At 74.8% G+C, this 20,146-nt stretch carries 21 protein-coding genes and 1 tRNA gene; 16 read left to right on the plus strand and 6 right to left on the minus strand.

What is annotated here, in order from left to right:
* Nucleotides 1-14: 14 nt before the first annotated feature.
* Both DQ240_RS08340 and DQ240_RS08345 read left to right on the plus strand, forming a co-directional pair.
* Nucleotides 15-87, plus strand: a tRNA-Lys gene (locus tag DQ240_RS08340).
* Between the two features lie 109 nt (nucleotides 88-196).
* Nucleotides 197-385, plus strand: coding sequence for a hypothetical protein (locus DQ240_RS08345; RefSeq protein ID WP_113839175.1), 189 nt, complete (start codon nucleotides 197-199; stop codon nucleotides 383-385).
* 10 nt (nucleotides 386-395) lie between these two features.
* Here DQ240_RS08345 and DQ240_RS08350 read toward each other — a convergent pair whose 3' ends face one another.
* From DQ240_RS08350 to DQ240_RS08360, 3 genes are all read right to left on the minus strand, one after another.
* Nucleotides 396-1,574 (minus strand): amidohydrolase family protein, encoded by a 1,179-nt coding sequence (locus tag DQ240_RS08350; RefSeq protein ID WP_113839176.1) that lies wholly within the window; start codon nucleotides 1,572-1,574, stop codon nucleotides 396-398.
* An 81-nt stretch (nucleotides 1,575-1,655) separates the two neighbouring features.
* Entirely contained in the window at nucleotides 1,656-2,327 is a 672-nt protein-coding gene (locus DQ240_RS08355) for a TetR/AcrR family transcriptional regulator (RefSeq protein ID WP_199589177.1), read from the minus strand.
* 37 nt (nucleotides 2,328-2,364) lie between these two features.
* Nucleotides 2,365-3,108, minus strand: coding sequence for a GntR family transcriptional regulator (locus tag DQ240_RS08360; RefSeq protein WP_113839177.1), 744 nt, complete (start codon nucleotides 3,106-3,108; stop codon nucleotides 2,365-2,367).
* A gap of 322 nt (nucleotides 3,109-3,430) precedes the next feature.
* Between DQ240_RS08360 and DQ240_RS08365 the strand changes: the two genes are divergently transcribed.
* Genes DQ240_RS08365 through DQ240_RS08390 form a run of 6 tightly spaced genes read left to right on the plus strand, consistent with a single transcriptional unit; the run spans nucleotide 3,431 to nucleotide 9,199 of the window.
* Nucleotides 3,431-4,876 carry an FAD-binding oxidoreductase gene (locus tag DQ240_RS08365; RefSeq protein WP_113839178.1) on the plus strand — a complete coding sequence of 482 codons (1,446 nt, stop codon included), beginning with the start codon at nucleotides 3,431-3,433 and terminating at the stop codon, nucleotides 4,874-4,876.
* Nucleotides 4,877-4,932: 56 nt separating this feature from the next.
* On the plus strand, nucleotides 4,933-6,027 hold the full coding sequence (locus DQ240_RS08370) for an ABC transporter substrate-binding protein (RefSeq protein WP_113839179.1): 1,095 nt from the start codon (nucleotides 4,933-4,935) through the stop codon (nucleotides 6,025-6,027).
* A gap of 5 nt (nucleotides 6,028-6,032) precedes the next feature.
* A complete protein-coding gene (locus tag DQ240_RS08375) occupies nucleotides 6,033-6,899 on the plus strand; it encodes an ABC transporter ATP-binding protein (RefSeq protein WP_113839180.1) in 867 nt (288 codons plus the stop codon).
* Nucleotides 6,896-7,720 carry an ABC transporter permease gene (locus DQ240_RS08380; RefSeq protein ID WP_113839181.1) on the plus strand — a complete coding sequence of 275 codons (825 nt, stop codon included), beginning with the start codon at nucleotides 6,896-6,898 and terminating at the stop codon, nucleotides 7,718-7,720. The genes DQ240_RS08375 and DQ240_RS08380 overlap by 4 nt, the downstream gene beginning before the upstream one ends.
* 34 nt (nucleotides 7,721-7,754) lie before the next feature.
* A complete protein-coding gene (locus DQ240_RS08385; protein WP_113839182.1) occupies nucleotides 7,755-8,795 on the plus strand; it encodes an isopenicillin N synthase family oxygenase in 1,041 nt (346 codons plus the stop codon).
* Complete coding sequence (locus tag DQ240_RS08390; RefSeq protein WP_113839183.1) at nucleotides 8,795-9,199, plus strand: VOC family protein; 405 nt, start codon at nucleotides 8,795-8,797, stop codon at nucleotides 9,197-9,199. The genes DQ240_RS08385 and DQ240_RS08390 overlap by 1 nt, the downstream gene beginning before the upstream one ends.
* A 22-nt stretch (nucleotides 9,200-9,221) precedes the next feature.
* Here the strand turns inward: DQ240_RS08390 and DQ240_RS08395 are convergent, their stop codons facing one another.
* Complete coding sequence (locus tag DQ240_RS08395) at nucleotides 9,222-10,700, minus strand: class I adenylate-forming enzyme family protein (RefSeq protein WP_147261961.1); 1,479 nt, start codon at nucleotides 10,698-10,700, stop codon at nucleotides 9,222-9,224.
* Between the two features lie 86 nt (nucleotides 10,701-10,786).
* Here DQ240_RS08395 and DQ240_RS08400 point away from each other — a divergent pair, with 86 nt between their 5' ends.
* Both DQ240_RS08400 and DQ240_RS08405 read left to right on the plus strand, forming a co-directional pair.
* On the plus strand, nucleotides 10,787-12,169 hold the full coding sequence (locus DQ240_RS08400; protein WP_113839185.1) for an MFS transporter: 1,383 nt from the start codon (nucleotides 10,787-10,789) through the stop codon (nucleotides 12,167-12,169).
* Between the two features lie 49 nt (nucleotides 12,170-12,218).
* Entirely contained in the window at nucleotides 12,219-13,034 is an 816-nt protein-coding gene (locus tag DQ240_RS08405; RefSeq protein ID WP_158548600.1) for an alpha/beta fold hydrolase, read from the plus strand.
* Between the two features lie 193 nt (nucleotides 13,035-13,227).
* On the opposite strand, the gene DQ240_RS08410 is transcribed toward DQ240_RS08405, so the two are convergent.
* Nucleotides 13,228-13,845: a hypothetical protein gene (locus DQ240_RS08410; protein ID WP_113839187.1), complete on the minus strand. Its 618-nt coding sequence runs from the start codon at nucleotides 13,843-13,845 to the stop codon at nucleotides 13,228-13,230.
* Between the two features lie 144 nt (nucleotides 13,846-13,989).
* Between DQ240_RS08410 and DQ240_RS08415 the strand changes: the two genes are divergently transcribed.
* The 6 genes from DQ240_RS08415 (at nucleotide 13,990) to DQ240_RS08440 (ending at nucleotide 18,893) form a co-directional block, all read left to right on the plus strand.
* On the plus strand, nucleotides 13,990-15,057 hold the full coding sequence (locus DQ240_RS08415) for an NAD(P)-binding domain-containing protein (protein WP_113839188.1): 1,068 nt from the start codon (nucleotides 13,990-13,992) through the stop codon (nucleotides 15,055-15,057).
* A gap of 70 nt (nucleotides 15,058-15,127) precedes the next feature.
* A complete protein-coding gene (locus DQ240_RS08420) occupies nucleotides 15,128-15,634 on the plus strand; it encodes an RNA polymerase sigma factor (RefSeq protein WP_113839189.1) in 507 nt (168 codons plus the stop codon).
* On the plus strand, nucleotides 15,631-16,662 hold the full coding sequence (locus DQ240_RS08425; protein WP_113839190.1) for a CU044_5270 family protein: 1,032 nt from the start codon (nucleotides 15,631-15,633) through the stop codon (nucleotides 16,660-16,662). The genes DQ240_RS08420 and DQ240_RS08425 overlap by 4 nt, the downstream gene beginning before the upstream one ends.
* Nucleotides 16,663-16,789: 127 nt before the next feature.
* A complete protein-coding gene (locus tag DQ240_RS08430; RefSeq protein ID WP_113839191.1) occupies nucleotides 16,790-17,713 on the plus strand; it encodes an ABC transporter ATP-binding protein in 924 nt (307 codons plus the stop codon).
* Nucleotides 17,710-18,519: an ABC transporter permease gene (locus DQ240_RS08435; protein ID WP_113839192.1), complete on the plus strand. Its 810-nt coding sequence runs from the start codon at nucleotides 17,710-17,712 to the stop codon at nucleotides 18,517-18,519. Before DQ240_RS08430 ends, DQ240_RS08435 begins: the two co-directional genes overlap by 4 nt.
* Before the next feature lie 29 nt (nucleotides 18,520-18,548).
* Nucleotides 18,549-18,893 (plus strand): hypothetical protein, encoded by a 345-nt coding sequence (locus DQ240_RS08440; RefSeq protein WP_113839193.1) that lies wholly within the window; start codon nucleotides 18,549-18,551, stop codon nucleotides 18,891-18,893.
* Here the strand turns inward: DQ240_RS08440 and DQ240_RS08445 are convergent.
* On the minus strand, nucleotides 18,890-20,050 hold the full coding sequence (locus tag DQ240_RS08445; RefSeq protein ID WP_113839194.1) for an MFS transporter: 1,161 nt from the start codon (nucleotides 20,048-20,050) through the stop codon (nucleotides 18,890-18,892). The two genes, DQ240_RS08440 and DQ240_RS08445, sit on opposite strands and share 4 nt — an antisense overlap.
* Nucleotides 20,051-20,146 lie beyond the last annotated feature (96 nt).

Here is a 20,146-nt window from a genome sequence, read left to right on the forward strand (position 1 = left end):
CAGCCGGGAGACACGCGCCATTAGCTCAATTGGCAGAGCAGCTGACTCTTAATCAGCGGGTTCGGGGTTCGAGTCCCTGATGGCGCACCCACCACGAAGGGCCCCTCCGCAGTGCGGAGGGGCCCTTCGTCGTCCCGGGGTGTGAACCTGGTCGCAGTGCGTGCGGGCGCCGACCCGCGCGGGCACGCCGCGGGGTGTGACTGCCGAGTTCCGCTACACCCGCGAGGAGGCCGAGCGGGACCGGATCGGCTGGTGCCGCTGCGGACTGTCCGGCCGCCAGCGCCACCGCCGGGTGACCGCGACCGGCGTCGAGCCGCCGCTGTTCGTCCGCAGCGACTGGGTCTGCCGGGGCACGTGGCCGGGCGAGCACCTCCGCCGCAACTGACCGCCCGGGGTCACCAGAGGCGGTAGAGCTCCGCCGCGTTGCCGCCCATGACCGCGAGCTGGGTCTCCGGGCGGAGCGCGCTGATCGTCTCCTTGACCATGTCGAGCGGGTTCGGGTGCAGGGACGTCGGGTGCGGGAAGTCGGTCTCGAACATGACGTTCCCCTCGCCGACGGTGTCGATCAGGTGCTGCAGGTCGCCGCGGCCGCGCTCGAACCAGAAGGTGGCGTACCAGTTGTCGCGGAAGTACTCCGACGGCCGCTTCTGCAGCTTGTCGAACCACTCGGGAGCGTTCTCCTCGAGCTCGTAGTCCATCGCCTCGAGCATGAACGGCACCCAGCCGATGCCGCTCTCGACGGAGACCATCTTCAGCCCGGGGTGCCGGTCGAACATGCCGGAGTAGGCGCTGTTGAGCAGCACCTGGGAGTTGTTGAGGAACAGGGAGGCGCCGCCGATCGCGGGCTTCACGTACTCGTCCTGGCTGGGCCAGTAGGTGGTGCCGAAGTACGACAGCGAGGTCTGGCTGGCCCCGATGTGGAAGTGGACGGGCAGCCGCATGCCGTCGCAGACCTCCCAGAACGGGTCCCACGCCGGGTCGCCGAGGTCCGCGGAGCCGGCGTCCTGCGGGTGGGCGGTCATGTTGACCCCGCGCATGCCCATCTCGGCGCAGCGCTGCGCCTCGCGCACGCAGGCGTCGATGTCCCACGCCGGCATGATCGGCATCGGAAGCAGCCGGTTGCCCGACGCGGCCTGCACCTCGGCCATGTGGTCGTTGTAGATCTCGACGACCAGGCGCAGCAGCGCGGGGTCGGAACCGGACTTGGCGAAGTTCTGCCCGCCCAGGCCGATCGCGTTCGGGTAGATGACCTGGCTGTGGATGCCGAGCTCGTCCATGAGCTCGATCCGGGCCTCCGGGTCCCACGCGGCCCTGTGCACGTCCTGGATGCCCCAGGACCCGCCCTGCGAGTCCCGCCACGGGTGCTTCCTGCCCTCGTGGTCGATGGTCCCGCCCGAGCCGGCGCGACCGAACGTCCTGCCCTCGATGACCCACATGTCCACGCCGTCGATGCGCTCGACGTGGGGCACACGATCCTCGTACCCCTTCGGCGCCCGGGCGGTGAACAGGTCGTGGCGCTCCGTCATGTGGGCGTCGGCGTCGACCACCCGCAGACCCTCGACCAGCGCGGTCATGCGTGCCTCCTCGTGCGGCGGGGCGCGTCCCCACCCTGGAACCGACGCTACGGACGCCGCACGAGGATTACAACAGTTGATTTAAACTGGATCGCTCACCGGCGCGAGCCACAGCCCGACCACCGCGTCGACGATGCCGGTCGCCGCCTCCTGCCAGCTCGCCCGCGGCGTGGGGCGCCCCTCGGCGAGGGCCCGCTCCCGGTCGGCGCAGCCGTGCACCAGCAGCTGCACCTCCATCGCGCGGCGCTCGTCGTACACGGCGTCGGGGAGGTCCCGCACGCACCCGCGCAGCCCCTCCACCACGCGCCGGAGCGCCGGCGACCGCGCGCTGTCCTCGAGCGCCAGCTCGCGCAGGGCGGGATCGGTGACCACCTGCGCGCGGAACCGGGCGAACCAGGTCGGGTCGCCGAGCTCGGCGAGATGGTCGGTGGAGGGGCAGACCAGGCACGCGACCCAGTCCCGGAGGTCCGGCTCGGGACCGAGGGCGTCGACCATCTCCTGGCGGCGCCGCTCGATCGGCTCGGAGTGGCTGCGCAGGATGGCCTGCACGAGTTCGGGCTTGGTCCCGAAGTGGTAGCCGACGGCGGCGCTGTTGCGCTGACCCGCGGCCTCGCTGATGTGCCGGTGGGACACCGCGGTGACGCCCCGCTCGGCGAAGAGCCGCTCGGCGGTCGCGAGGATCAGCTGCCGGGAGGCGGCGCTGCGCTCCATCCGCACCCGCCCCTCGGGTCGGGTCTCCTGCGCGTCGCTCACGCGGGCGAGGCTAGCGGCGCAGGCCGCCGGACCTGTTTCAGGCGACCCCGCCCGCTGCCCGGTCCTGCGCCTGGCGCGCCTGCCACCGCGCCAGCCGCGTGCGCACCAACCGGACGTGGCGGGCGGTGACACGCTCGGCCTCGTCGGCGTCGCCGCTGGTGATCGCCCGGGCGATGTCGTGGTGCTCGGCCACCGACAGCCGCGCGTACTCCGGGTTCGCCCACCCGCTGGGGAAGGCCAGGTTCGTCCGCGACGACCAGGCGGCCAGGGTGTCGCACAGCACCCGGTTGCCCGCCGCCCGGTGGATGTAGGAGTGGAAGGCGCGGTCGAGCTCCATCAGCGTGGACTCCTCGGCGAGGACCGGGCCCGCGACCGCGCGGTCCTGCTCGACGAGCATCGCCTCGAGGCGTTCGACGTCGGCCTGGCTGAACCGAGCCGTCGCCAGGCGCGAGGCGAGGGCCTCCAGTGGCTCCTTGACCTCGTAGATCTCCATGAGCTCCCGACGGTCGAGCTCGACCACCTGGGCCCCGCGGTGCGGCACGTGGGTGGCCAGGCCGTCGTGGATGAGCCGCTGCACCGCCTCGCGGACGGGACTGCGACTGAGGCCCATGTCGCGCGCCAGCGCGGAGACGCTGAGCGGCGACCCCGGGGGCCGCTGGCCGGAGAGCACACTGCGCCTCAGCTGCCGGTAGGCCGTGTCGGCGAGCGACCCACCGATCGCGTCCTCACCACCCTGGGTCTGCGCGGCCTGCGCGAACGGGACGACGCCCTGCTCGGCCATGACGACCGCCTCCCTCCGGTTGACCAGGCGCCGAGCATAGCCACCTGCATGCAGTTGATCTGCCCGCGCGTCTCAGCGGTTCGGTGGATCCGAGGAGCGGGCAGCCGATCTCGCATAGCCACGGATCTCGGTCGTCGGTCTACATGCAGCCCATCCGCGACCTGCGGCCGCCCGGCATGGCCGGAAAGGCGCGTTGCCGCACGTAACGCAGTGTTGACGAGGCGAGCGCCCAGCCGAAACGGGAGCGCCCTTGACTCCGCTGCAGCCGGGATTGCATGCAGTCACCGACGCGATCAGCCCGCCACCGGATGAAAGAGCACCCATGACCCTCTCCACCAGGCCCCGGTCCGCCTCCTTCGTCGACGCGCTGGTCGACGCGCTCGGTGAGAGCCGCGTGGTCGAGGACCGGGCCAAGATCGGTCGCTACCTGCGGGACTTCTCCTGGTACAGCCCGATCCTCGAGTCCGCGCTCGCCGACACCACCGTGACGGCGGTCGCCAAGCCCGACTCGCTCGAGGCGCTGCGCGAGACGGTCGCGATCGCGGCGCGGAACCGGGTGCCGCTCACGATGCGCGGCGCCGGCACCGGGAACTACGGCCAGTCCCTCCCGCTCGAGGACGGGCTGGTGGTCGACGTGAAGGGCGTGGCCGGCGTCCTCGACGTCAGCGAGGGACGCATCGCCGTCCTCCCCGGGACCACGCTCAAGGCGGCCGAGGAGGCGGCCCGGCAGACCGGCCAGGAGCTCGCGGTCATGCCCAGCACCTACCGCGTCGCCACCGCCTCCGGCTTCATCTGCGGCGGCTCCGGCGGCATCGGCGCCTCGGCGCACGGCGACCTGTGGAGCGGCAACGTCCTCGCCGTCGAGCTGCTCACCGTGACCGACGCCCCGGAACCGGTGCGCCTCGAGGGAGACCAGGTCAACGCCGTCCTGCACACCTACGGGACGATCGGCGTGATCACGCGGGTGGAGCTGCGGCTGGTCCCCCGGCACGAGTACACCGCCTCGTTCGTGACGTTCGGCGACTTCGCCGACGCCTGCGCCTTCGGCTGGGACCTCGTGGACTCCGCCGTGCACACCCGCCTCGCCTCGGTGCAGCAGGCACCGATCGGCGGCATGTTCACGCCCCTCGCCGAGCTCGTGGGCGACACCGGCCACGTGGTGCTGGTGTGGAGCGACGTCGAGGACGACGCCGCACTCGACGAGCTCGTCGCCCGGCACCGCGGCACCCGCGCGTCGTGGCCCGACGGCGCTCCGCACATCACCCAGTTCCCGTACAGCCACACGATCCTCTGGTCGCGCCGGGCCGATCCCTCGTCCTCGTGGCTGCAGTGCGAGTACGCCGCAGACGACCGCGGCCGCTTCCTCGATCAGGTCGCCGCGCTCACCGAGCGGTTCCCCGGCGTCTTCCTCCAGCACGTGGAGATCAACAAGTCGCGGGACGGCGGAGTGCGGTGCATGGGCATCCCGCCCCTGATGGGACTGCCCGACCACGCCGGCGCCCTGGACGAGCTGATCGCCTTCTGCACCGGCATCGGCGTCGTCGTCCTCAACCCGCACAGCTACGTGGTCGAGGAGGGCGGGTTCGTCGGGGACGTCGCCGAGACGCTCGCGCTCAAGGAGCGCTGCGACCCGCTCGGGATCCTCAACCCCGGGAAGCTCGGCGCCAGCTTCTTCGCCGCCCGCCGGTCCGTCTCCGACGCCGGGGACCTCGACCTCCGCTCCCCCGAACAGCTCGACGACCCGGACGGAGCCGGCGCCCAGCGCTGAACCGCCCCCTCCCCAGCCGGTCGATCCGCCCACCCGACGCGACCCGAGGACCCCCCATGCGCACACGCACCCTGCCCACCACCACGTCTCTCGCGCTCGCAGCAGTGCTGGTGCTGTCCGCCTGCGGCAGCGAGGACGACCCCGAGCCGGCGGCCGCGACCGACCTGGTCTCCGCCGAGCGCTGCCAGGCGAACCGGGACGCCGGCCCCATCACCTACCTGTCGTCGTTCGACCTCGGCGGCAGCGTCGCGATCCTCAACGTGCTCGCCGCCGAGGAGCTCGGCTACTTCGACGACCTGTGCCTCGACGTCGAGCTCCAGCCCTCGGCGGAGAACAACGCCCAGCTGCTCTCCGCCGGGACCGCGCAGATCGCGGGCATGGGCAGTGCCAGCGACGTGATGACCGCCATCGCCAACGGTGCCCGGATCACCGGCGTCGCCACCTACGGCGCGGTCGGGCAGGTCGCACTGATGACCCGGGCCGGTGAGATCACGTCGCTCGACCAGCTGGCGGGCCGGACCCTCGGCTACAAGATCGTGATGCCGGCGCAGGTGCGGGCCATGCTGGAGAGCGAGGGCGTGGACCTCGGCGAGCTGGACCTGGTGTCGGTGGGCTTCGACCCCACGATCCTGCCCAACGGCGACGTCGACGCCCTGACCGGTTACAAGGACAACGAACCCGGGGTCCTGGACCGCTCGGGGCACGACGTCGACGTCTGGTCGCCGACCGACTACGGCGTCGAGGGAACGTTCTCGGTCGTGGCCACCAACACCGACTGGGCGGTCGAGCACCCCACCGCCGTGGAGGACTTCCTGCGGGCGTCGTTCCAGGCCTACTCCTGGATCGAGGAGGACGAGGCCCACCTCGACGAGGCGATCGGCTGGGCGGAGGACCGCGCCACGTCCGGGTTCGACGCGACCAACCAGCGGGCCCGGTGGGTCGCGGGTGCGCAGCTCATCGAGGACAACCTGCTCGAGGGACACGGGCTCGGCTACCAGACGCCCGAGTTGTGGGCGCCCGAGGCCGAACTGATCTCCCGGTACGGCATCGTCGACGACGAGGTGGACCCCGCGGCCGCGCTCACCACCGAGTACCTCGACGCCATCTACGACGGCGACCAGCTCGTCTGGCCCCCGGCCGCGGGGAACTGAGCCCGATGGCCACCCGGACCTCGCCGACGCCGACGCCGACCCTGCCGGCCGCCGTGCCGGCGCCGCTCCCCCCGCCCCCCTCGGACGACGCCTGCATCCGCGTGCGGGGCGTCTCGCGGAGCTTCCCCGGCCGGGGCAGCGACGTGCTGGTCCTCGACGGGGTGGACCTGACCGTCCCGCAGGGCAGCTTCGTCACCCTCTTCGGGCCGTCGGGGTGCGGCAAGACCACGCTGCTGCGGATCCTCGCCGGGCTGCAGACCCAGGACGAGGGCGAGGTCCGGCTCTTCGGGCAGACCCCCGGCCAGGCCGCGAAGGACAAGAACATCGCCTGGATCCCCCAGTCCTCCGCGCTCCTCCCCTGGGCCGGCGCCCGCCGCAACGCCGACCTGTCTCGGCGGGTCAACCGCCGGGCCGGCCGCCGCGACGCGGACCGGCGGGCCCCGGGCGACCCGGTGGCCGTGCTGGGCGAGATGGGGCTGGCCGGCTCGGTCGACCTGCTCCCGCACCAGCTCTCCGGCGGCATGCGGCAGCGGGTGTCCCTCGCCCGCGGCTTCGTGCAGTCGGCCCCGCTGATGCTCATGGACGAGCCGTTCTCCGCACTCGACGAGCTCACCCGTGAGGGCCTGCGCTACCAGCTGCTGGACACCTGGGAACGCCACCGCAGGACCGTCGTGTTCGTGACGCACTCGGCCACCGAGGCCGTCCTCCTGTCGGACACCGTCGTGGTGATGTCGGCCCGGCCCGGCCGGATCTCGACCGTCATCGACGTGGACCTCCCCCGCCCGCGGCCCGCCGGCATCGACGCGTCGCCCGAGTTCCACCGGACCGTGGCCCGGCTGCGGGCCGCCGTCGACGCGGGGAGGACGGCATGACCACCGGGATCGCCACCGCTTCCCCCTCGACCAGCACGGACGTGCCGCGGCCGGCCCCGGCGGCGCCGCGGCCCCGCCGCCGCCGCCGTCGGTGGCCGCGGACCGTGCTGCCCCCGCTGGTCACCTTCGCGCTGCTCGCCGTGCTCTGGGAGTGGGTCGCCACCGTGCAGGCCAGCGTGCTGCCGAGGCTCCCCGACGTCGCCACCGCCCTCGCCGAGGAGCCCGACCTGTTCCTGTCCAACCTCGGCTACACGCTGGGCTCGGCGGCCCTCGGGTTCGTCATCGGGGTCTCGGTGGCGTTGGTGCTGGCCGTGCTCGTCGTGCACGTACCCCTGCTGCACGCGGCGATCATGCCGGTGGCCGTGCTGATCCACGCCACGCCCGTGCTCGCCATCGCCCCGGCCCTGATCGTGGCGTTCGGCTTCGGGAAGCTGCCGCACGTCCTCATCGTCGCGCTGATCACGTTCTTCCCGATGCTGATCAACGCCATCGCGGGTCTGCGGTCGGTGTCCACGGAGCTGCTCGACGTGTTCCGCTCGATGGCGGCCGGCCGGATGGAGGTCTTCTGGCAGCTGCGGCTGCCCTCGAGCCTGCCGTTCCTGTTCGCCGCCGGGAAGACCTGCGCGACGCTGGCGATCATCGGCGCGATCGTCTCCGAGTTCACCGGCTCGGTCGAGGGCATCGGCGCGGTGATCATCACCTCGACGAAGTACCTGGACCTGCCGCAGATGTGGGCCGCCATCTTCCTCTCCGCGTTCGTCTCCCTGCTCTGCCTCGGCGCCGTCGGCCTGGCCGAGCGCCTCGTCGTCCGCTGGCGCTGACGGCACTCCCCACCCCGACACCGGAGGAACGACCATGTCCCCCCTCGCACCCCCCGACCTCGTGCCGGTCATCGACATCAGCGGCTTCGTCGCCGGCACCGACCTCGAGACAGCTCCCCGCCTCATCCGGGAGGCGGCCACGACCACCGGCTTCTTCCAGGTCGTCGGCCACGGGATCGACCCCGCCCACTTCGACGCCGCCTACGCCGTCGCCGAGGTCCTCATGGCCCTGCCGGAGGAGGTCAAGGCCACGCTCGGGTCGCCGTCCGGGCACCCCTACCGCGGCCTCATGCGCAACTACGACAAGCAGGGCGCCCTCGTCTCCGAGGGCTTCACCATCGCCCGCTTCGACGGTCCGGACGACGCCCGGGCGCACGGCGTCCCCGAGGAGTACCTGGGCTTCTTCGTCGAGAACGTCTGGCCCCCCGTCGAGGGGTTCGCCGACGCGATGGGCGAGCTGGCCCGGCACACCCGGGGCGTCGGTCGGCAGCTGATGAGCGCGTTCGCCCTCGCTCTGGACCTGCCGGCCGACCACTTCGACGAGGGCCTGGTCCTCGACACGACGACCTCGACCATCCGCTCCTACCCGCCGCACCGGGACGCGTCGCGCACCGGCGAGTCGGTCGTCTTCGACTCCCACTTCGACGGCGGCATGCTCACCCTGCTGCACCAGCGCGGGACCTACGACGGGTTGCAGATCCTCGCGCAGGACGGCGAGTGGTACACGGTGCCGACCGACGACGCGGCGTTCGTCATCAACATCGGCGAGCTCATGCACCGCTGGACCAACGGGCGCTGGCCGGCGACCCGGCACCGGGTGGTGTCGGCGTCCGACCCCGACGGCCACCGGTTCACGCTCCCGACGTTCTACCGGGCCTCGGTGGACACGGTGGTGGCGCCGCTGGAGACGCAGATCGGTCCGGAGGGCGCGCTCTTCGAGCCCGTCACGGTCCTGAGCTGGGAGGGCCGGCACATCCTCTCCAGCTTCCGCGAGCGCGAGCACACGAGCGCGCACCCGGCCTCGGAGGCCTACGTGGCCCGCCTGGAGGCCGCGGTCGGGGCATCGAGGGCCTGATGGCGGTGCCGCTCGCGCTGCCCCTGGACCACACCGGGCTGGAGACCTCGAGGATCGAGGCCGACGTCGCCGGCTACGCGGCGCTGGGCGCGCGCCTCATCCGGTGGGGCCTGCACGCCCCCACCGGGGGACGCATCGCCATGCTCCGCGCCCCGGGCGGGACGAAGATCGAGCTGATCGAGGTGCACGACGGCGACGGCACCTGGGCGCACACGGCCTTCCTGGTGACCGACCCGGACGACCTCGCCGGGACCCACGACCGCCTGGTGGCGGCCGGTCTGGTCGAGGTCCGGCCGCCGTTCGCGATCCCCGCCGCGCGGGCGGAGAGCTCGTTCCTCCGCACCCCGGGTGGCTCGTCCATCCAGCTCATCGCCTACCACCCCGGGAGCCCGGACCTGCCCTGACCGGACGCGCCACGGTCCCGGCTCACCGGGCGCCGACGCGCTCCGCAGCCAGCCGGGACCGGTTGATCTTGCCGGCGCCGGTGCGCGGCAGCTCGTCGACGATCTCGAAGGACTTGGGCACCTTCGGCCCGGCCAGCCGCTCCTTGCACCACGCCCGCAGCTCGCCGGCGGTCGGCGGCTCCGCCGCCGACCGCGGCTGGACGACGGCGTGCACGGCACGCTGCCACTCCGGGTCCGGGACGCCGACCACCGCGACGTCGGCGACCTCGGGGTGCTCCGAGAGGGCGGCCTCGACCTCGGCCGGGAAGACGTTCACCCCGCCGGTGACGATCATGTCCTGCCGGCGGTCGGCGATGTAGAGGTAGCCCTCGGCGTCCAGCCGGCCCATGTCGCCGAAGCTGCGCCACCCGCCGTCGGCCGGAGCCGGCGTCTCGGCCCCGACGTAGCGGAAGGGGTCGCTCTCCCCCGACCGCAGCCGCAGCCAGATCTCGCCGATCTCCCCCGGCGGCAGGTCGCGTCCGTCGGCGTCCCGGACGGCGACGTCGCAGTCGGCGCCGCGCCCCGTCGTGCCGGGGTGGTCCAGCCACTCGCGGCCGGTGCAGGCGACGATCCCCAGCCCCTCGCTGCCGCCGTACGTGAACAGGAACCGTTCGGGCGGCACGAGGTCGAGCCAGGTGCGCGCCACCCACTCCGGCAGCACCGCGGCGCCGTAGACGACCCGCTGGAGGCTGGAGAAGTCGCGGTCGCGGACGCCGTCGAGCCGGGCGATCCGCTGCAGCATCGTCGGCACCATGATCGCCGCGGAGACGCGGTGCCGTTCGACCAGGTCGACCACCCGGGCGGCGTCGAACCGCTCGACGAGCACCACCGGGTCGCCGGCCAGCAGCGTCGTGTAGCAGGAGGCGTAGCCGTTGGCGTGGTACAGCGGGCACACCGCCAGCACCCGCTGCCCGGCCGGGATGACGCCCGGACCGGCCGGCACGTAGCGGGCCGGGGAGGGCGCCACGATGATCTTCGGCGTCCCCGTGGAGCCCGACGTGGCGATCAGCCGCGCGTACGGCGGCATGCGGTCCCCGGGCGGCGGGGTGTCGTCCTCGTCCGTCGTGGCACGGACGTCGGCGAGGGCCAGCGTGCCGGGCGGTGGATCGGGCCAGTCCCCCACGAGCAGTCGCGGCTCGGCCAGGGCCAGCAGCCGGTCGCGCTCCCAGCCCGGCAGCTCCGGGCGCAGCGGGAGGACGGCGGCGCCGAGCTTCCAGGCCGCGAACGTCGTCATCACGTGCTCGGCGTTGCTCGGCAAGCCGACCGCGACGAGGTCGCCCTCGCCGACCCCGGCGCGGGCCAGCCGGTGCGCGACCTGGTTGGCGCGACGCTCCAGGGTCGCCCACCCGTAGCGCTGCTCCGAGCCGTCCGCGGCGGCCACCACCAGCGCGGTGTGCTCGCCCAGCTCCGTGGCCAGCTCGGTCAGCCTGCGCCCGTACGGGATCCCCTCGTCGGCCCCCACTCCGCCTCCTCCGCGCGCTCCCGGCGTGTCGACCCTCACACGGGAAGCCTCTCCGGTCCAGGTCCGCCGGGTGCGACCATCGATCTGTGGCGCGGCGGAGGTGGATCACCGCCGCCCTGCTGCTGGGGCTCTTCACCACCGCCTTCCCCTCGACGATCCTCACCATCGCCGTCCAGCCGATCGCCGAGGACCTGGACGCGTTGCCCTCGACCGTCGTCTGGGTGACCACCGCACCGCTGCTGGCCGCGGCCGTCACCACCCCGCTGTTCGGCCGGCTGGGCGACCTCTACGGGCACCGCCGGATCTACCTCGCCGGCATCGTCGTCGCGACCGTCTTCGCCGCGGCCAGCGCCCTGGCCTGGGACGCGACCAGCCTCATCGCCGCCCGCACCCTGTCGCAGGCGGGCGCGGCCGCCACGGTGCCGACCGCCGTCGCGCTGCTGTTCCGGGTGTCCCCGCCCGGCGAGCGGATGCGGGCCGGCGCCCGGGTCGGCGCCGTCACCTCGGCCGCGGCGGTGATCGGGGTCGTGGTCGGCGGTCCGCTGGTCGACCTCGTGGGCTGGCGGGCGATCTTCGCCGGCCAGGTCACATTCTGCGTGGTCGCGCTGGTCCTCTCCCTGCTGGTGACGCCGACCGACGGGGAACGGGCGGCCGGCTCGCTCGACGTGCCCGGCGCGCTCGCGCTGGCCGGCACGACTCTGGCGCTCACGTTCGGCGTCAACCGGCTCGCCGTCTGGGGCTGGTCCCCGCTGCCGGTCGCCTGCCTGGCGCTGGTGCCCCTGGGCATCTGGCTGCTCGTGCGGGTCGAGCGCCGGGCCGCGTCCCCCCTGCTGCCGGTGCGCGTGCTCGGCTCGCGGAACGTCCGGGTCGTGACCGGCGCCAGCCTGCTGCTGGGCGCGGCCTACATGGGCAACTTCGTGGTCACGCCGCTGTACCTGCAGGGCGTCCTCGGCCTCACCGCCGCGGCGACCTCGCTGCTCTCCGTGCCCCGCGCCTTCTCCATCCTGCTGGCCACCCCCACCGCCGGCCGCTGGGGCACGCGCTTCGGCGAGCGGCGCGTGGTGCTCGTGGCCAGTGCCGTCTTCGCCGCCGTCCTGGCCGCGATGGCCGCCGGGGCCTGGGCGCACTCGCTGGTCGCCGTGGCCGTCGCCATCGCCCTGAGCGGCTACGCCCACGGCCACGTCGCCCCGGGCCTGCTCGCCGCGCAGGGCGCCGCGGTCGATCCGCGCGACATCGGCCTGGCCGCCTCCCTGCAGCAGACCGGCTTCCAGATCGGCGCGGTCATCGGCATCGGCCTGTTCACCGCACTCGCCGGCGACGCGACGACGGCGGGGCCGTTCGCCATCGTGTTCCTGCTGACCGCCGGCTGCGCGCTGGCCGCGACCGTCCTGCTGGTCCGCATGCAGGACGGCCGGACGTCCCCGGCAGAGACCGCGCCCGACCGCCTCCCGGACCAGATCGACGCCTGAGCGGACCAGCGCGCGGGCCCGTTCCGGCGGGTGGTGCACGATGCCAGCCGTGCCCGATGCCGAGCCCACGCTGCCGTCCGAGGTCGTCGTCGACGGCGTGCCGATCCGGTACGGCGTGACCGGCACCGGCCCCGGGAGCCTGGTCCTCGTCCACGGCCACGGCGCCCACCACGTGTGGTGGCACGCCGTCGTCCCGCTGCTGGCCGACCGCTGGCGGGTGGTGACCCTCGACCTCAGCGGGCACGGGGACAGCGGCCACCGCCCGGAGTACTCCGGGCCGCAGTGGGCCCGCGAGGTCGTGGCGGTCGCCGAGGCCGCCGGCGCCGAACGCCCGGTGGTCGTCGGACACAGCCTCGGCGGCCGGGTCGCGCTGCTCGCCGCCGGGCTGCACCCCGACCGCGTCGCCGGCCTGGTGCTGCTCGACTGCGGGATCCTGCTGCCGGACACCCTGCGCGGCCGCACGCTGCCGCCGCCCCGGCCGTCGAAGGTGTACCCGACCCGCGAGGCCGCCGTCGCGGCGTTCCGCGTCGCGCCGCCGCAGCCGGAGCCGCCGGCCGAGCTGCTCGCCCCGGTCGCCGCGTACTCGGTGCACGCGGTCGAGGGCGGCTGGACCTGGAAGCACGGCGGCCAGCAGTTCCCCACGCTGTACGACGACGAGGTCATGGCCGCGGCGCGGACCCTGTCGGTCCCGGTCGCGTACGTCTCCGGCGGCGCGAGCCTGGTGGTGGACGACGTCAAGGCCGCCGCGGTGGCCGGGATGCTGCCCGGCGTCCGCACCGCCCGGGTACCCGGCCTCCACCACCACCTCGTGCTCGAGGACCCGGCGACCGTCGCGCGCCTGATCGACGAGCTGGCCCGGGTCTGAACGCGCGGAGGGGCCGGTGCGGCGTACCGCACCGGCCCCTCGCGTTCCCCCTCGACCGGACGCTGCGTCCCCCCGTGCATCGCAGATCCCGGTCGTGTCCCTGCTCCCCGCGGACCCGGGTCCCCCCGGTCGGCGGCTCCGTCCCCCCGTGCGTCGGAGACGCCGGCCGAACCGGATCCGCGAGGTGCTGGCTCTATCGCGCGGCGCCGTCCCGCTGGACCGCGGTGAAGGTGAAGTCCAGGGCGCTGGCCGCCCCACCGGCGGTCGCCGTCGACGGCAGCGAGGCCGTCAGCAGCAGGTGGTCCACCCCGCCGGGCGCCAGGCTGTCGACCCCGGGCAGCGCCGAGTCGAGCAGGATCCGGCCGGAGTAGAGCGTCGCGGCGGCGCCCGAGCAGCTCCACGCGCCGTCCACCTTCGCCCAGTCCACCGAGCAGTCGCGGACGGTCAGCTGCAGCCCGTTCACCGGGTCGGTGTCCAGCGCGCTGGAGGTGGTGGCCCGCGAGGCGAGCGACACCGCCGAGAGCGCGGTCGTGCCGTCGTTGACCAGGTCGACCGGGCTGCTCTCCGAGTCGCCGGCCAGGAAGCCGCCGTTCGGGAAGAGCTCGATCGTGGCGGCGCCGGCCGCCGTGCCCAGGTCGATCGACAGCACGCCGGTCCCGGTCGTGGTGACCACCGGGCTCGTGCTGTCGGTGAAGGTGCCGTAGGTCGCGAGGCCGGCGACGGCGCCGGTGACACCCAGGACGGCGACCGAGGCCGCGACGCGGGCACGAGTCCGGCGCCGGCGGGCGGTCGGAGCGGTCTGGCTGGTCACTGCGGTTCTCCTTCGTCGTCCTCGTCGCGGGTGCTCCCGGCGACAGGACAGACTCTGGGCGCCGAACCGCAGGGGTCCCGCCCGGCGACCGCAAGGTCCCCGCAAGAAGCGGAAGCCCCGTGGCCGCCAGGGCGTTGACCAGCCGTGAGCGCATCCCGGGAGGTCGACGTCGTCGTGATCGGCGCCGGCCAGGGCGGCCTGAGCACCGGCTTCCACCTGGCCCGGCTGGGCTTCGACCGGGAGACCGGGTTCGTCGTGCTGGACGGTGACGACGGCCCGGGCGGCGCGTGGCGGCACCGGTGGCCGTCCCTGACCGTCGGCACCACCCACCGGGTGCACGACCTGCCCGGCCTGCACTTCCCCGGCGAGGGCGAGCAGCCGGCGGCCGAGGCGGTGCCGGCGTACTTCGCCGAGTACGAGCGCCGCTTCGACCTGCCGGTGCACCGCCCGGTGCGGGTGACCGCCGTCCGCCGGAACGGCGCCGGCTTCCTCGTCGAGACCTCCGACGGCGACTGGTCGGCCCGGGCCGTCGTCAACGCGACCGGCACCTGGACCCGCCCGTTCGTGCCGCGCTACCCCGGTCAGGAGACGTTCCGCGGCCGGCAGCTGCACACCGTCGACTACCGCTCGGCGCGGGAGTTCGCCGGGCAGTCGGTGGTCGTGGTCGGGGGCGGGGCGTCGGCCGTCCAGCTGCTCGGGGAGATCAGCGAGGTCGCCGACACCACCTGGGTCACCCGCCGGCCGCCGCGCTGGCGGGAGGAGCCCTTCGCCGAGGAGGCGGGCCGTGAGGCGGTGGCGCGGGTGGCGGCGGCGGTCCGCGAGGGCCGCTCCCCCGGCAGCGTCGTCGGCGCCACCGGCCTCGTCGTCACGCCCTGGATCCGCGAGGCCCGGGAGCGCGGTGTCCTGGAGCGGCTGCCGGTGTTCGACCGGATCACCCCCGACGGCGTGGCCTGGGACGACGGCCGCAGCGTCCGCGCCGACGCGATCCTCTGGGCGACCGGCTTCCGCGCCGCCGTCGCCCACCTGGCCCCGCTGCGCCTGCGCGCGTCCGGGGGCGCGATCCCCGTCGAGGGCACGCAGGTCATCGGGGAGCCCCTGCTGCACCTCGTCGGCTACGGCCCGACCGCCAGCACGATCGGCGCCAACCGGGGTGGCCGCGCGGCCGCCGTCGACCTGGCCCGCCGGCTCCTCCCCCGCCGCGCCGCCGCCTGATCCGCGGGACCTGTGAACATCCGGCCCGTGCCGGACAGAAGACCTGCGTGAACCCCGAGAGATCCCGGACGTGACCCCCGAGCACGAGGTCGAGGGCTGGTACCGGGCGCACTACTGGGCGGTCACCCGCTACGTGGCCCGGCGGCTGACCGACCAGCCCGAGGACGTGCGCGACGTCGTGGCCGAGGTCTTCGCGACCGCGTGGCGCCGCCGGTCGGCCGTGCCCCCCGAGGTGCTGCCGTGGCTGTACGGCGTCGCCGCCAACGTGCTGGCCAACGAGCGGCGCCGCCGCGCCCGGTCCACCCGCCTGGCCGAACGCCTGGCCCGGGAACCCGCCGGGCCCGAGCAGCCGCCGGAGCTGCCCGACGCGGTCGACCGCGCCATGGCACAGCTCTCCGACGCCGACCGGGAGGTCCTGCGCCTGGCCGCCTGGGAGCAGCTCACCACCGACGAGCTGGCGCTGGCGCTGCGCTGTTCGCGGTCGGCGGCCGCGATGCGACTGAGCCGCGCCCGCACCCGGCTGCGCGAGCGGCTGGCCGCCTCGCCCACCACCGCTTCGCTGAGAGGAACCCCGTGAACCCGGTCGGAGAACGCGACGAACTGGCCCTGCTGCGCGACCGGGACCCGTTCCCGGCCGGCGCCGGCAGCTACCCGGACGGCCCGCTCGACGCCCGCGCCGCGCGGGAACTGGCGCACCTGCTCTCCGGTGCCCCCGTGCGGACCGCCGCGCGGCGGCGCCGACCCCGGCTGCGGCTCCTGCTCGCCGTCCCGGTCGTGGCCGCCGCGGCTCTGGTCGCCTCCCTGACGGTGGACGCGAGCGATCCCCGCGGCGGAGGTCCTGCCCCCGAGGCCGACGGCGGCGCGCTCCGGCTGTCCGGCCTCGAGGCGACCGTCGTGCTGGACCGCGCCGCGACGGGCGCGGACGCGCAGCCGCCACTCGTCCCCCGGGCCGACCAGTTCTGGTACATGCGCAGCGTCGTGGTGCAGAACGCGGGGCGGTACGAGGGGCCGGTCGAGCTCGGGGACCCGGTCGACCGGGAGGCCTGGCTGCCGCAGGGCCCCGTCGACGGGTGGATCGTCGAGGACGGCGTCGGCTACCGGCTGGTGAACGCGATCAGCGAGGAGCAGCCCTCCGGAGGGGAGCCGACGACCACCTACGCCCGCATGGCGCAGCTGCCCCTGGACCCCGCCACCCTGCTCGAGGCCCTGCGCGCCGAGGCCGGACGCTGGGGCTACGAGGACACCGATCTGGGGGCGTTCGTCGCGGCCGGCGACTGGCTGCACACGGGCATGTCCCCGCCGGGCACCGTGGCCGCGCTCTACCGGGCGGTCGCCGAGATCCCCGGCGTGGTCGTGGTGGAGGACGCCGTCGACGCCGCGGGACGGCACGGTCTCGGTCTCTCCCTGACCGCCCCGGCCGTCGCGACCCGCTACGAGTGGGTGATCGACCCGACCACCTGGACCTTCCTCGGCGACAACAGCTACCTCGTCGAGGGCAGCGACCGAGGGGCGGCGGGCAGCTCCGCCGGCGGCAGCGCGCTGCTGGCCCGCGGCGTCGCCGACTCCGCCGGGGTCAGACCCGACGTGGAGGTGCCGGTGCCCTGAGCGCGGGGGCAGGCGCCCTGGGGGACGGATGGGGGTCGGGTCAGGGCGCTCCCGGATGTACCGGGGAGGCCGTGCCCGCCAGCCTCGACGGCATGACCCCACCACTCCTGCCGCGGACGGCGACGCCGTGATCGTCGCGCGCGAGCTGACCAAGACCTACGGCACGCGGACCGCGGTCGACGGGATCTCCTTCACCGTCGAGCCCGGCCACGTCACCGGCTTCCTCGGCCCCAACGGCGCCGGGAAGTCCACGACCATGCGGATGGTGCTCGGCCCGGACCGGCCCACCAGCGGCAGCGTCACCGTGAACGGCCGTCGCTACGCCGACTCTCCCGCCCCGCTGCGCGAGGTGGGCGCCCTGCTCGAGGCACGCGCCGTCCACCCGGGCCGGACCGCCCGCACCCACCTGCGCTGGCTGGCCGCGAGCAACGCCCTCCCGGCCTCCCGGGTGGACGCCGTCCTCGGCCTGGTCGGGCTGGAGGGCGTGGCCGACCAGCGGGTGGGCCGGTTCTCCCTCGGCATGGGGCAGCGGCTGGGCATCGCCGTCGCCCTGCTCGGCGATCCCGGCGTCGTCGTCCTCGACGAGCCGGTCAACGGCCTGGACCCCGAGGGCATCCGCTGGGTGCGCACCCTCGCCCGGCAGCTGGCCGCCGAGGGGCGCACCGTGTTCGTCTCCAGTCACCTGATGGCGGAGATGGCGCTCACCGCCGACCACCTCGTCGTCATCGGCCGTGGCCGGGTGCTGGCCGACTGCCCGACGTCGGAGTTCCTCGCCCGGCACGCGGCCTCGCACGTGCGGGTCCGCAGCCCGCGGGCCGCCGAGCTGGCCGCGCTGCTGCGGCGCTCCGGCCCCGACGTCACCGTGGACGGCGACAGCGGTGAGCTGCGCGTCCGCGGCCTCGACGCCGCCGGCGTCGGCGACCTCGCCGGCGCGCACGGACTGATCCTGCACGAGCTCACGCTGGTGCAGTCGTCACTGGAGGACGCCTTCATGACCCTGACCGCCGACAGCGTCGAGTACGGCGCGGCACCCGCGGGGGCCGCGCGATGACCGCCGCCGTGGCGACCCGCGCCGTCGCCCCTGCCCGCTCGCCGGGGTTCGGAGCCGTCCTGCGGGCCGAGTGGATCAAGTTCTGGTCGGTGCGCTCCACCACCTGGTCGGTGGCGATGCTGTTCGTGCTCGGAGCCGGGCTGACCGTCCTGGTCTGCGCGAGCAGCGCGGAGTGGCTGGCGAGCTCCGAGGCCGACGAGTCGCCGGCCTCGTTCGTCACCTGGGGGCTGATGATCGCCCAGGTCACCGCCGTCGTCCTCGGCACGCTCGTGGCGACCGCCGAGTACGGCACCGGGATGATCCGGGCGACGCTGGCCGCGGTCCCCCGGCGCGGGGCGGTGCTGGCCGCCAAGGCCGTCGTCCTCACCGGCACGCTCCTGGTCGCCGGGACGGTGACCGCCTTCGTCGGCTACCTCGGCGGCAACGCGTTCCTCTCCGCCGAGGGCATCGGGCTGTCCCTGGACGACGAGGGCGTGCTCCGCGCCCTGTTCGGCAGCGGGCTCTACCTGGCCGGGCTGGGCCTGCTGTCGATGGCGGCCGGGCTGCTCATCCGGCACACGGCCGCGGCGCTGTCGACCGTGCTCGGCCTGGTGTTCGTCGTCGGCAACATGGCCTTCGTGCTCCCCGGCGCGTGGGGCGAGTGGATCGCCAAGGTGCTGCCCGGCAACGCCGGCTCGGTGGTGGCCACCCCGGTGCACTTCAACCCGTCGCTGCTCGAGCCCTGGGCCGGCTTCGCCCTGTTCGCCGCCGAGGTGGCGGTGCTGCTGGCGGTGGCCGCGATGGCCTTCCGGCGGCGGGACGCCTGAGGGCCGGCCGGCGGTGGGACAGTGGGCGGGTGACCGCTCCCGATGACCTCACCGCCGGCCGCGACCGGGCCGACGAGCTCCTCCGCCACCTGGCCGAGGACGCGTCGGCCGCCGAGGCCTTCCTCGCCGGGCTGACCGAGGTCCGCGACCTCGCCTTCCTCGGGGCCGGCCTCACCGCGATCGCCCGTGCCGAGGGCCGCCGGCTGCCCCCGGCGCAGCGGGCTCAGGCCGCCACCCGGCAGGTGCACCTCGGCAGCCTCCGCGACCGCTCCCGGACCGACGTGGCGGGGCTGCGGATCTGGCTGCTCCGGGCGGCCGAGGAGGTGCAGCTGGTGCGACGGCTGCGCGAGGCCGCCGACCGGCTCGCCGGCTAGTCCAGCGGGCGCGCCGCCTGCACGGCCAGCGGCAGGCTGACGGCCAGCAGTCCGGCGACCAGCACGTAGGTCCACGACAGCCCGAGCCCGCCGGCCACCCACCCCAGCGCCAGCGCGCCGACGGCGGTGCCGATGTCGAACGAGGCGTTCCACATCGCGCTGGCGGCCGTCGCACCGCCTTCCCCGGCCCGGGCGAACGCGGTCAGCAGGGACAGGTTCTGCACCGATCCGTAGCAGACCCCGAACAGCGCCGCGGCGCCCAGCAGCCAGGCGTCGCCCCAGCTCAGCCCCGCGCCGAGCAACGCCATGCCCGCGGCGCCGACGGCCAGCCCGGCCGGCAGCAGCAGCCGCGTGCCGACCCGGTCGGCGAGCACCCCGACCCGCCAGCGGGCCAGCGCCGTGGTGACGCCGAGCAGCAGCAGCGCCACGGTCGCGATCGCGCCGTCGGGCCGCTCGATCGGCAGGAAGGTGACCACCCCGCCGCCGGCCAGGGTGACCAGCAGCAGCACGACCGACGGCGGCAGCGAGGCCACGACCGCCCGCCGGCCGGCCCCACCGCCCGGCGACGGCGCCACGGGTGCCGTGGTGCGCAGCAGCGCGGGCAGGAAGAACAGCCCCAGCAGCGGTGAGGCGGCCAGCCAGGCCAGCCAGGTGGCGTGGCCGGCCAGGACCAGGGCGACGCCGGCGGGGACGGCGACCAGGTTGGGCACGGCGATGGCCAGGCCGTACAGACCGATCGACTCGCCGCGACGTTCCACCGGGGCCACCGCCGCGGCCAGCAGCGCGCCGAGGACCGTGATGATCCCGAACCCGATGCCGCGCACCGCCGAGAGCGCCGACAGCCAGACCAGCCCGTCCCCCAGCGCGTACAGCGGCGAGGGCAGGCCCAGGGCGAGCAGTCCCACGGCCAGCACCGGTCCGCTGCCGTAGCGGGTGGTCAGGACCGGGACGACCGCCTGAGCGGCGACGGTCACGCACAGGAACACCGCGGTGACCACGCCCGCGGTGGCCTCCGCCGCCCCGCCCTCGACCGCGTAGGTCGGCAGGGACGCCAGGGTCAGGCAGTAGCTCGCGAACCCCAGGGCGGTGACGGCCAGCAACGCCTGCATGGCCGGCTGCCGCAGCAGCGACGTCCGCACCGCCGACCCGCCGTCCATCCCACGTCCCCCCGCTCGGGCACCGTCGCCCCGGAGCAGCATGACCGGCGGGTGCCGCGACCCCGACGCGGGGTGGCGCCGCGGCCGGGCCGCCAC

Source organism: Blastococcus sp. TF02A-26, from assembly GCF_003319125.1.
In the GTDB taxonomy this organism is placed as follows: Bacteria; Actinomycetota; Actinomycetes; order Mycobacteriales; family Geodermatophilaceae; genus Trujillonella.